The organism is Streptosporangium sp. NPDC051023 (assembly GCF_040689595.1).
Taxonomy (GTDB): domain Bacteria; phylum Actinomycetota; class Actinomycetes; order Streptosporangiales; family Streptosporangiaceae; genus Streptosporangium.
The window spans coordinates 1-11,001 of record NZ_JBFBCE010000152.1; the positions used below are offsets into that span (position 1 = coordinate 1).

At 69.5% G+C, this 11,001-nt stretch carries 13 protein-coding genes; 4 read left to right on the forward strand and 9 right to left on the reverse strand.

All coding sequences use genetic code 11. From position 1 onward, the window contains the following. Positions 1 to 94: 94 nt before the first annotated feature. Positions 95 to 802: a DUF5941 domain-containing protein gene (locus tag AB0395_RS46380; RefSeq protein WP_366294200.1), complete on the reverse strand. Its 708-nt coding sequence runs from the start codon at positions 800 to 802 to the stop codon at positions 95 to 97. After that, a complete protein-coding gene (locus tag AB0395_RS46385) occupies positions 799 to 2,376 on the reverse strand; it encodes a CDP-alcohol phosphatidyltransferase family protein (RefSeq protein ID WP_366294202.1) in 1,578 nt (525 codons plus the stop codon). Before AB0395_RS46385 ends, AB0395_RS46380 begins: the two co-directional genes overlap by 4 nt. A gap of 161 nt (positions 2,377 to 2,537) precedes the next feature. Here AB0395_RS46385 and recO point away from each other — a divergent pair, with 161 nt between their 5' ends. Both recO and AB0395_RS46395 read left to right on the forward strand, forming a co-directional pair. Next, on the forward strand, positions 2,538 to 3,290 hold the full coding sequence (gene recO / locus AB0395_RS46390; RefSeq protein ID WP_366294205.1) for a DNA repair protein RecO: 753 nt from the start codon (positions 2,538 to 2,540) through the stop codon (positions 3,288 to 3,290). Then, a complete protein-coding gene (locus AB0395_RS46395) occupies positions 3,287 to 4,078 on the forward strand; it encodes an isoprenyl transferase (protein ID WP_366294208.1) in 792 nt (263 codons plus the stop codon). Before recO ends, AB0395_RS46395 begins: the two co-directional genes overlap by 4 nt. A gap of 151 nt (positions 4,079 to 4,229) precedes the next feature. On the opposite strand, the gene AB0395_RS46400 is transcribed toward AB0395_RS46395, so the two are convergent. The 7 genes from AB0395_RS46400 to AB0395_RS46430 form a co-directional block, all read right to left on the reverse strand. Continuing rightward, positions 4,230 to 4,724, reverse strand: coding sequence for a carbonic anhydrase (locus AB0395_RS46400; RefSeq protein WP_366294210.1), 495 nt, complete (start codon positions 4,722 to 4,724; stop codon positions 4,230 to 4,232). A 131-nt stretch (positions 4,725 to 4,855) separates the two neighbouring features. Next, positions 4,856 to 5,404 (reverse strand): CGNR zinc finger domain-containing protein, encoded by a 549-nt coding sequence (locus tag AB0395_RS46405; RefSeq protein WP_366294212.1) that lies wholly within the window; start codon positions 5,402 to 5,404, stop codon positions 4,856 to 4,858. 151 nt (positions 5,405 to 5,555) lie between these two features. Then, positions 5,556 to 5,963, reverse strand: coding sequence for a transcriptional repressor (locus AB0395_RS46410; protein WP_366294215.1), 408 nt, complete (start codon positions 5,961 to 5,963; stop codon positions 5,556 to 5,558). Beyond that, positions 5,960 to 6,793 (reverse strand): metal ABC transporter permease, encoded by an 834-nt coding sequence (locus AB0395_RS46415; RefSeq protein ID WP_366294218.1) that lies wholly within the window; start codon positions 6,791 to 6,793, stop codon positions 5,960 to 5,962. The genes AB0395_RS46410 and AB0395_RS46415 overlap by 4 nt, the downstream gene beginning before the upstream one ends. Further along, on the reverse strand, positions 6,790 to 7,569 hold the full coding sequence (locus AB0395_RS46420) for a metal ABC transporter ATP-binding protein (RefSeq protein ID WP_366294220.1): 780 nt from the start codon (positions 7,567 to 7,569) through the stop codon (positions 6,790 to 6,792). Before AB0395_RS46420 ends, AB0395_RS46415 begins: the two co-directional genes overlap by 4 nt. Before the next feature lie 10 nt (positions 7,570 to 7,579). Beyond that, positions 7,580 to 8,536: a metal ABC transporter substrate-binding protein gene (locus tag AB0395_RS46425; protein ID WP_366294223.1), complete on the reverse strand. Its 957-nt coding sequence runs from the start codon at positions 8,534 to 8,536 to the stop codon at positions 7,580 to 7,582. A 43-nt stretch (positions 8,537 to 8,579) separates the two neighbouring features. Then, complete coding sequence (locus AB0395_RS46430) at positions 8,580 to 8,993, reverse strand: DUF6703 family protein (RefSeq protein ID WP_366294226.1); 414 nt, start codon at positions 8,991 to 8,993, stop codon at positions 8,580 to 8,582. A gap of 69 nt (positions 8,994 to 9,062) precedes the next feature. On the opposite strand from AB0395_RS46430, the gene AB0395_RS46435 reads away from it, so the two are divergent. Together AB0395_RS46435 and AB0395_RS46440 are read left to right on the forward strand one after the other, a co-directional pair. Then, complete coding sequence (locus tag AB0395_RS46435; protein WP_366294229.1) at positions 9,063 to 9,341, forward strand: antibiotic biosynthesis monooxygenase family protein; 279 nt, start codon at positions 9,063 to 9,065, stop codon at positions 9,339 to 9,341. Positions 9,342 to 9,462: 121 nt separating this feature from the next. Next, complete coding sequence (locus AB0395_RS46440) at positions 9,463 to 10,848, forward strand: glycine--tRNA ligase (protein ID WP_366294232.1); 1,386 nt, start codon at positions 9,463 to 9,465, stop codon at positions 10,846 to 10,848. The last annotated feature ends 153 nt before the right edge of the window (positions 10,849 to 11,001 follow it).

Here is an 11,001-nt window from a genome sequence, read left to right on the forward strand (position 1 = left end):
CGGCCATAACCTCATAATCTCCGACAGCGCGCGCCTCCCCCCCCGCCACCGCCCACCCCCCCCCCCCCCCCGCGCGGCCGGCCCCCCCCCCGCCTCAGGCGGGCTCGGCCTCGCCCGTCGCCTGCTCCATGGCCTCCTCGGGGGAGGCCTCCAGGTCGTCGCCCGCCTGCGCGAGCGCGGAGGCCTTGTCCAGGCGCACCCAGCTCGTCACGCTCTCGACGGCGAACAGCACGCCGAGGTACAGCGTGAGCGCGGCCAGCACCCAGGTCACCGCGCCCAGCGCGGCGCCCGCACCGATGATCAGCAGCCGCACCTCCCAGCCGAGACCGGCCTTGAAGATCCAGTCGGGCGGCCAGATGCTCTGCCGCGTCCGGTAGACCGTGTCGTAGGTGTGATAGCCGACCACGTAGAGCAGCACGAACAGCAGCCACTTGGGCGCCTCGGCGGCCAGGCCGACCAGGATGATCGTCAGGAACTCGGTCGCCCTGATCAGCGGCGGGACCAGCCAGTCGAGCTTGCCCAGGTGGTCGCGGGCCGCGGTCGGCAGCACCAGGACCAGCATGACCAGGGCCGGGAGGAGCAGGAGCGGCCCATCGGTCAGCAGCCCGGCCACCGCGATCGCGACGATCACCACCAGGGCGGCGATCGCGGCGGGCACCGGGGGCAGCCCGGGGCCGACCTTGCCGCGGAGCGCGCTGACCAACGGGCCGTCGTCGCGGTAGGCGAGCAGCCTCGCGGTCTGGACGCGCAGCCGCTCCAGGTAGGGGTCGGGGGCGGGGGTTGTCTGCGGCTGGGTGATCATGCGAGCGACCTCATCAGGCGTCCGGTGAGCGAGTAGGCGGTGGCGACGCCGCCCCAGATGATCAGGGTGATGAAGGTGATCCTGGCGTCGAAGAAGGCGCTGACGATCGCGATGGCGGCGAAGCGCTCGCCGATCGGGAAGACGATCATCTTGCGGGCCCAGTGGACGGTCCGGTTCCTGCCGGCCTTGCTCCACATCTTCAGCAGGCCGCGAATCCCGCCACTACGGGCGATCTTGCGCTGCTCCAGCGCCGTGCGCAGCTCGGTGTCGGGGCTGATCGACAGCGGCATCGAGGGCAGCGGCGACGGAGGCCTGCGCCGGTTGGCCGCGCCGAAGGAGAAGTCCAGCAGGTGCTTGATGGACTGCATACCGATCGCGACCAGCGCCAGCGTCCACACGTCGCCGACACCGGAGACGGCCGCGCCGGCCGCGAGCCCGGCGAAGACCACATACTCCTTGAACCGGTCGAAGGTGGCGTCGAGCCACGCCCCGAGCACGCCGAACTTGCGGGCGTAGCGCGCCACCTGGCCGTCGACGCAGTCGAAGACGAACGCGAAGTAGATCAGGATGCCGCCCGCCACCATGCCGAGCCGCGCGCCGGTCGCGAAGCACGCCGCGGACGCGACGCCGAGCGCGATCGAGATCAGCGTCACCTGGTTCGGCGTGAGCCCGCGCCTGGCCGCCCAGCGGGCGATGAAACGTGAGTAGGTGCTGACGAAGTAGGTGGTGAAGAAGCCGTCGGCTCCCTTCACCGCGTTGTTCAGGCGAGCCCTGTCCTCGTCGAACGCCGACATCTCGGTCACCGCCTGGGCGGCTTCCTCCGGGGTCGTCAGGCGACGGTAGAACAGGTCGCGCCTGCCCCGGATGCCGACCGAGACGCCTCGCCGTACCAGGCCGAGGACCAGCAGCTGGAGCAGGTCGTCCTCGGGGCCGAGCAGGTGGGCCATGTCGGCCAGCTCGCGGGCCGCCTCCGCCAGCGTGACCGCGTGCTTGTGGTGCAGGTGCAGCGGGCCGAGCAGGACGGAGTTCGGCCGGGTGACCGCGTGGAAGGCCGAGCCGACCGAGATCACCCGGGACTTGCTCGCGCGAACCCTGACCGGCAGGCCCTCCAGGGTCCGCTCGCCGATCTCCGGCAGCGCCTCGTCGATGGGGACGTCGGGGACGATGGTGTCGCCGTTCTCGTCCTCCTCGCGAGGCTCCTTGGTGATCAGCGCGAGCGCTCCACGCTTCGACTTGGTGATCTGGTAGATCAGCTCGTCGTGGATCAGCGAGTTCGCCGGGAGGATGAGCAGGTTCTCCGTCGAGTGCTCGACCGCGTCCGCGACGGCGCGCAGGTCGCCGGCCAGGTCGGAGGTCTCGACGAGACTGCCGGGAAAGCCCCGGTAGGCCGCGGCATCATCGGATCTGGCGATCGTCACCGGCGCCGGGTCGAGGGAGGCGATCTGGCCGTGCAGCTTGCCGATCACCGTGGGGCAGCCGGGAAGCGCGGGCAGGGTCAGCGCGGCGGACGGCGTCGACTGGCCGAAAGCGGCATAGGGGCCGGGTGATGAACCCAGCAGGACCACGCGGGGCATGGCACCCTTTCGTGCAGTGGTGGGGTGAAACGTGGCGCGGGGAGGTCGCCAGAGGCCAAAGTTTAGTGAGTTTTAGGTGAACAACACGCACTCGTGATCCTTCCGTTCCCGTTGATCGTGATTGAACCGTGCCGGACGGGGCACCCCACTACACTGATCCGGTGAGTCTGTACCGTGACGAGGGCATCGTGCTGCGCACCCACAAGCTGGGCGAGGCGGACCGCATCGTCACCGTCCTGACCAGGCGGACCGGCAAGATCCGGGGCGTCGCGAAGGGCGTCAGACGGACCATGTCGCGCTTCGGCGCCCGCCTCGAACCGTTCACCCACGTGGATCTCCAGCTCCACACGGGCCGCACGCTCGACGTGATCACCCAGGCGGAGACCATCCGCCCGTACGGCGAGCCGCTCGTGGCCGACTACCCGCGTTACACGGCGGGCACCGCGATGCTGGAGACCGCGGACCGGCTGGTCATGGCGGAGAAGGAGCCTGCCCTGCGCCAGTTCCTGCTGCTGGTCGGGGGCCTGCGTACGTTGGGCTCTGGGGAGCACGAGGCCAGACTGGTGCTCGACGCCTACTTCCTGCGCTCGCTGGCCGTCGCGGGCTACGCCCCGGCGCTCGAGGCGTGCGCCCGGTGCAGGGCGACCTCGGTCAGGGCGTTCGCCATCGTCGCGGGAGGCGTGGTGTGCGGGGCCTGCCGTCCCGCGGGCGCCGCCGTACCCGCGGGGGAGACCCTCGCCCTGATGGTCGCCCTGCTCAAGGGCGACTGGCAGGCCGCGGACGCCTCTGAGGGCAGGCACCGCACCGAATGCAGCGGCCTGGTCGCCGCTTATCTCCAATGGCACCTCGAGCACGGCATACGCTCTCTGCGACACGTAGAACGGGAGCACGTAGAAAGGGAGCTCGCCACGTGAACGTCCGTCCCCCGGTACCTCACCCGTCCGGCGCGACCCCGCCCCCCATCCCGCGCGACCTCGTGCCCCGGCACGTGGCGATCGTGATGGACGGCAACGGCAGATGGGCCAAGCAGCGCGGCCTGCCGCGCACCGAGGGCCACAAGGCGGGTGAGGCGTCGCTGTTCGACGTGATCGAGGGCGCGATCGAGCTGGGCATCCCCTACCTGTCCGCCTACGCCTTCTCAACGGAGAACTGGAAGCGTTCGCCGGACGAGATCCGTTTCCTGATGGGCTTCAACCGTGACGTCATCCGCCGCCGCAGGGACCAGCTCAACGCGATGGGCGTGCGGGTCCGCTGGGCCGGTCGCCCGGGACGGCTCTGGAAGAGCGTCATCAAGGAGCTGCAGGACGCCGAGCGGATGACCGAGGGCAACTCGACGCTGACCCTGCAGTTCTGCGTCAACTACGGCGGTCGCGCCGAGATCGTGGACGCCGCGCTCCGGCTGGCCGAGGACATCGCCGCGGGGCGGGTCAAGCCGGCCAGGGTGAAGGAGGAGACCTTCGCCAGATACCTGGACGAGCCGGAGATCCCCGACGTCGACCTGTTCGTGCGCTCCTCGGGCGAGCAGCGCACCTCCAACTACCTGATCTGGCAGATGGCCTACGCCGAGCTGGTCTTCCTCAACCGCCTGTGGCCCGACTTCGACCGCCGGGACCTGTGGGAGGCCTGCGAGACCTTCGCCAAGCGCGACCGGAGGTACGGCGGAGCCGTGCCGAACCCGGTGGCGGAGCCCCCGCGCCCCTGACGGCGGGACCCGCGCAAAGAGCTTCCGTGTCCCCTCACCCGGGAGCCCGGCTCGTCCGGGAGGGACCCCGTCGGCCGCGGAGCCCGTGAGGGGGCCGCGTGCCCCGGCCCGCTCCCTCCGGGAGGAGCGGGCCGTCGCGGCGAGGTCCTCTTTAGGCCTTGACCTCACGCAGGCGGCCGGTCTCGACCTCGTAGATGAAGCCGCGCACCGAGTCGGTGTGCGGGATGAAGGGGTCGTTCTTGATCCGGCTGATGGACTGCAGGACGTCCTCCTCCAGGTCGGGGAAGGCCTCGGCCGCCCAGTCGGGCTTGGCGCCGACCTCCGCCTGGATCTGCCTCTTGAAGTCGTCGTCGGTGAAGGTGAGCATGCCGCAGTCGGTGTGGTGGATGAGGATGATCTCCCTGGTGCCGAGCAGACGCTGGCTGATGGCCAGGCTGCGGCGCTCGTCGGCGGTCACCACGCCGCCCGCGTTGCGGATGACGTGCGCGTCGCCCTCGGTGAGCCCCAGCAGGCCGTAGGGGTTCAGTCGCGCGTCCATGCAGGCCAGCACGGCGACGCCGCGCGCGGGGGGCAGCGGCAGGTCCCCCTTGTCGAAGGTCGCGGCATAACGCTCCGCGTTGGCGAGAAGCTCGTCGGTAACACTCATGGACTCTCCCGGGGGTGTTGGATCGATGCACAGGCCAACTTACCCCTAATACCTACTCAGTCAATAGGTAATTACGAAGAGTGATATATGGATGTGGCGGGGCCGCACCGGCTTGGCCACGCCAAAAGAAATCACGCGCGGCGGCGGGCCCGGTAGGCGGCGACGTGCATCCGGTTGCCGCAGGTGCGGCTGTCGCAGTAGACCCGGGAACGGTTGCGCGACTCGTCGACGAAGACGTTGTCGCAGTCGGGGGCCGAGCATGTGCGCAGGCGTTCCCACTCGCCCTCGACGAGCAGGTGGGCCAGCGCGACCCCAAGGTCGGCCGACAGGTGCTCGCCGATCGAGGCGCCGGGCGCGAAGTAGTGAACGTGCAGGGGGTGCCCGTCGTGCTCGGTCAGGCGCGGGGTGATGCGGGTCCCGCTCAGCAACGTGTTCAGCCGGATGACCGCCGTCGCCTGGTCGGGGGCGGTGAAGACCTTGTGGAAGGCCTCGCGCACCGCGCGCACCTTGGTCAGGTCGGCGGTGTCGAGCTCGCCGACGCCGCTCACCTGGCGGCGTTCCACGAAGTCATCGAGCTCCCGCAGGTTGGTCAGCTTGTCGGGACCTCCGGTCGCGGGGGAGGTGTTGACGAGATCGACCACGGTTGCGAGTGAGTGCACCATGTCATGTCCGAATGGCATGTTGACTCCTGATGATGACGGTTTCGGCGCGGGAAGGTGCGTACGGCTACTCGCCGTCTCGGAAGATTATCCCTCCGCAGCGGGCGCAGGGGGTCTTTCACGGACGCACGTCGTCATGCCTTTTCCCGAGCCCAGGCCGCGAGCGGAGCGCTCAGATGCGGCTCGCCGCCCCGTGCGCCTTGGCGGCGGTCGAGCAGGCCGCGCAGGTGCCGAAGACCTCGACCGTGTGGGTGACCTCGGTGAAGCCGTGCTCGGACCCGACCGCCTCCGCCCAGCGCTCGACCGCGGGCCCGGCGACCTCGACGGTCCTGCCGCACCGGCGGCAGACCAGGTGATGATGGTGGTCCCCGCTGGCGCACGCGCGGTAGACCGACTCGCCGTCGTCGGTCCTGAGCATGTCCACGTGACCGCTGTCCGCCAGGGCCTGCAGTGCCCGGTAGACGGTCGTCAGTCCGATCTTGGCGCCTTCCGCGCGCATCTCGGCGTAGACGTCCTGCGCGCTGCGGAAGCCCTCACTATGGCGGAGGACGTCATGGACGGCATCGCGTCTGTTGCTCATGGGCTGGACTCCTGTGGTCGGCTTCGGCGTACGAATCTACCGAGCCCGAGGGCCAGGACGAACCCTCCGAGCGCTATGACAACAATGATGGCGCCCGATGGCACCTTGACATAGAAGGACGAGGTGAGCCCGCTGACCGTGGCGGCCATCCCGAAGAGCATCGACAATAGCATCGTGCTCCTGAAGCTCCGGGTGATCTGCTGGCTGGTCGCGACCGGGACCACCATCAACGCGCTCACCAGGAGCAGGCCGACCACCCGCATGGCGATGACCACGGTAAGCGCCGCGGTGACGGCGATCAGCAGGCTCAGGAAGCGCACCGGCAGGCCGCTCGCCTTGGCGACCTCCTCGTCCTGGCAGAGCACGTAGAGCTCGCGCCCGAAGAAGGTGACGACGCCGAGGACCGCCGCCGCCAGCAGGGCGATCACCCACACGTCCTCCGTGGTGACACTGCTGATCGAGCCGAACAGGTAGTACAGCAGATTGGAGTTGCTGCCCCCTGGGGCGAGCGAGATGAGCAGCACGCCCCCGGCGATGCCGCCGTAGAACAGCAGGGCGAGCGCCACGTCGCCGCCGGTCCTGCCGCGCTCGCGGACCAGCTCGATGGCCACCGCCCCGAGCACGGAGACCGCGACCGCGGTCAGCACCGGGGCGGTGCCGGTCAGGAACCCCAGCGCGACGCCGGTCAGCGCGACGTGCCCGATGCCGTCGCCCAGCAGGGCGAGCCTGCGCTGCACCATGAACGTGCCGATGGCCGGAGCGGCGAGGCCGACCAGGAGCGCGGCGATCAGCGCCCGCTGCATGAACTCGTACTGCAGGAGGTCGATCAAGGCGTTGGTCTCCAGTCGAGCGTGCTGAGGGGTTTCTCCTCCGCGTGCGGGTGCACGTGGTCGTGGCCGGGCAGCGCGTGCGCGCCGACCGCGTGGGGCGGGCTGCCGTCGTGACAGACGAATCCGTCCCTCAGCACGACGGCGCGGGTGATCAGCGGTTCGAGCGGGCCGAGCTCGTGGGCGACCAGCAGGACCGTCTTGCCCTGGGCGACGAGGGAGGCCAGGGTGTCGGCGAGGAGCTGCTGGCTCTGGGCGTCGACGCCCGCCGTCGGCTCGTCCATGACGAAGGTGTCGGGTTCGCCGGCGAGCGCGCGGGCGATCAGCACCCGCTGTTGCTGGCCGCCGGACAGGGCCTGGACCGGGTCCGCCGCCCTGTGGGCCATGCCGACGGACTCCAGGGCCCTGGAGGTCGCCTCACGGTCGGCCGCGCTGGTCAGGCGGAAACGCCGCTGCCTGGCGATCCTGCCGGAGGCGACGACCTCGCGGATGGTGGTCGGCACGCCACCGCCGACCGAGAGCCGCTGTGGCACGTAGCCGATCCGCCACCACTCCTTGAAGCGCGCGGGCGGCGCGCCGTACAGCAGGGTCTTGCCGCCCGCCATGGGGGTCAGACCGAGCAGGGCGCGGATGAGGGTGGACTTGCCCGATCCGTTCGCGCCGAGCACGGCCACGACCTCGCCGGGCTCGATGGTCAGGTCGATACCGCGAAGCACCGGGCGGCGATCCAGGCTGACCTGACCGCCGCTCATGTTGAAAACCGCTTGGTTGGATGTCACGTATCACCTTTTACGAGCAGCCGAGAGCCGCTTGGAGAGCGGTGAGGTTCTGGCGCATGGCGGACAGGTAGTCGCCGTTCGCCGGCTGGCTTTCGACCGGGTCCAGGATCGCCGTCTTGGCGCCGATCTCCGTGGAGAGAACCTCGGCGACCTTCGGGCTGACGAGAGTCTCGGTGAAAATCGTAGTCACTTTCTCCTGCTCGGCCACTTTCGCCACTTCGGCGAGGCGCGCGGGGGAGGGCTCGGCCTCTGGATCGATGCCGCTGATCCCGATCTGGCGGAGCTTGTAGCGGTCGGCGAGGTAGCCGAACGCGGCGTGACTAGTGACGATCGCGGTTGACGTGCACTTGCTCAGGCCGTGCGCGAGTTCGTCGTCCAGGGTTTTGAGCGCGGTCGCGGTCGCGGCGGCCCGCTCCCGGTAGCCCGTGGCGTGGGCGGGGTCGGTCGCGGCGAGCCTGTCGCCGAGCCCGGTCGCGATTGCGGCCATGCGGGAGGGGTCGAGCCAGATGTGCGGGTCGTAGCCGACGTCGCTGGCCCGCTCGACCACGGCCTCCCCCTCCTGCGTGACCGGGGGAAGCGTCTTGATGGCCGTCGCAGCGTCGAAGCCACGGTCGGCCGCGTGCTGCTCGACCGCCTCGTCGACCGCGGGCTGAACGCCCCTGATGTAGACGACGAGCCCGGTCTTCTCGAGATCGGCGACCTGGACGGGGGCCAGTTCGAGGTCGTGCGGTTCGACGCCGGGCTTGGTCAGGGTGGTGACGGTGGCGTCAGGTCCGCCGATCCGCTCGGCCAGCCACTGCAAGGGGTACATGGCCGCGGTGATGTCGGTCTTACCTCCCTGGGAGCTCTTCCGTGTCGGGTCGGCCTGGCCGGAGCCGCAGGCGGTGGTGATGGTGAGAACGGTGGTGAGAGCGGCGAGCAGGCTTGCCGTGCGCACGTGCATACGTCGGGAGGAGCCGGACATCATGCCCCCCAGTATGCGCGTAAATGAAAATGGTTGTCAAAATCGTCTAGAACGCCCCGAATCGATCGGCGACCAGCAGGAGCAGGAAGGTGAGTAGAGCGACCCGCAGGATGCGGCCCTTCGCGCCGAGCGAGGGCCACGACATGTACGCCAGCCAGCCGACGAACCCGATCACCGGCAGCACCGCGACCCCGCCCAGGAAGGACGGCACGGCGAACCCGGCCAGCAGGAGCGCCACGAGGATCACCGGGATGATCCAGCGGGGGAGCTGGAAGAGGAAGACGAGGGGGGCCGCGCTGCGCTGCTCGACCGCGCGCCGCAGGCCGTCCGCGCCGGGCGTGAAGAACTGCTCGCCCTGTGGGAGGGGGCGTCTGGGCTGTGGGGAGCCCCGCTCCGCGCCCTGAGGAGGGCGGGGCCTGGCCATCGGATGGGCGGGGCGCTCACGGCGTTTTTCGGCCACGACCAGAGCCTAACGCCGCGACCCCTCCGCTGACATGCTCCCGCGCCCGTGCTCTGGCATGCTGGGCGGATGCTCGCTCTCATCCGCTACTCGGTGCCGCCAGGTCAGACAGGGGAGTTCCTCAGACAGGCGCACGACATCGTCGACACCCTGGCGGGACAGCCGGGATACCTGCGTGGCCGGGTGGTCAGGTCGGTTGACGAGCCCGAGCTGTGGGCACTGGTCAGCGAGTGGGAGGGGGCCGGGTTCTACCGGCGGGCCCTCGGGGCGGCGCGGATGGCGATGTATCCGCTGATGACCCTGATGATCAACGAGCCCAGCGCGTTCGAGGACGCGGACCGCCCCTAGCCGGCTCTCACCGGACGAGGCGGCACGATGGTTAATGCGCACGTCCTGCTCGTGCGGCTCCCCTAAGCTGGGAACTCAATCAATTCCTCGCCGACCTCCAGCCGGATGGAGACTTTCTCTCATGGCACGCCGTACGGACATCATGGACACCATCGTCAGCCTCGCCAAGCGACGTGGGCTCGTCTACCCCTCCAGCGAGATCTACGGTGGCCTGCGGGCCTCCTGGGACTACGGTCCACTGGGGGTGGAGCTCAAGAACAACGTGAAGCGGCAGTGGTGGAAGACCGTGGTGCAGGGCCGTGACGACGTCGTCGGTCTCGACTCCTGCGTGATCCTCGCCCGTGAGGTGTGGCAGGCCAGCGGCCACGTGGACACCTTCACCGACCCGCTGACCGAGTGCCAGTCGTGCCACAAGCGCTACCGTGCCGACCACCTCGAAGAGGCCTACGCCGAGAAACACGGTAAGCAGCCTGCTGAAGGCCTGGCCGACATCACCTGCCCCAACTGCGGCAACAAGGGCTCCTTCACGGCGCCCAAGCAGTTCAGCGGCCTGCTGAAGACCTACCTCGGCGCGGTCGAGGACGAGTCGGGCCTGGCCTATCTGCGTCCCGAGACCGCCCAGGGCATCTTCATCAACTACCTGAACGTGCAGCAGTCGGCGCGCAGGAAGATCCCGTTCGGCATCGGCCAGATCGGCAAGTCCTTCCGCAACGAGATCACCCCGGGCAACTTCATCTTCCGCACCCGTGAGTTCGAGCAGATGGAGATGGAGTTCTTCGTCAAGCCCGGCAGTGACGAGGAGTGGCACCAGTACTGGATCGACGAGCGCTTCCGCTGGTACACCGACCTGGGCATCAACCCGGAGAACCTGCGCATCTACGAGCACCCGCAGGAGAAGCTGTCGCACTACTCCAAGCGGACCGTCGACATCGAGTACCGCTTCAACTTCACCGGCAGTGAGTGGGGCGAGCTTGAGGGCATCGCCAACCGCACCGACTTCGACCTGACCGCGCACGGCAAGGCCTCGGGCACCGACCTCAGCTTCTTCGAGCAGGAGACCGGCGAGCGCTACGTCCCCTACGTGATCGAGCCCGCCGCCGGTGTCGACCGCGCCACGCTCACCTTCCTGATCGACGCCTACACCGAGGACGAGGCGCCCAACGCCAAGGGCGTCATGGAGAAGCGCACGGTCATGCGGCTCGACCACCGTCTCGCGCCGGTCAAGGTCGCGGTGCTCCCGCTGTCGCGCAACGCCGACCTCTCACCGAAGGCCAAGGACCTGGCCGCCCAGCTCCGCCGCCGGTGGAACGTCGAGTTCGACGACGCGGGCGCGATCGGCCGCCGCTACCGCCGCCAGGACGAGATCGGCACCCCGTTCTGCATCACCGTCGACTTCGACACCCTCGAGGACCACGCGGTGACCATCCGCGAGCGTGACTCGATGACCCAGGAGCGGGTGGCCCTGGACAAGGTCGACGCCTACCTCCGCCAGCACCTCAACGACTGATCCCGGTCGTTTCAGGACGCGGGGGCCCGCCCCCCCGGCGGGGGGGGGCGCGCGCCGGGCCGCGGCCCCCCCCCCCCCAACGCCGTGGACTCCGCGGCGGCCTGCTCGTCGAGGAGCATCCGCAGCATCGACGGCACGAAGTGGGCGGTCGTC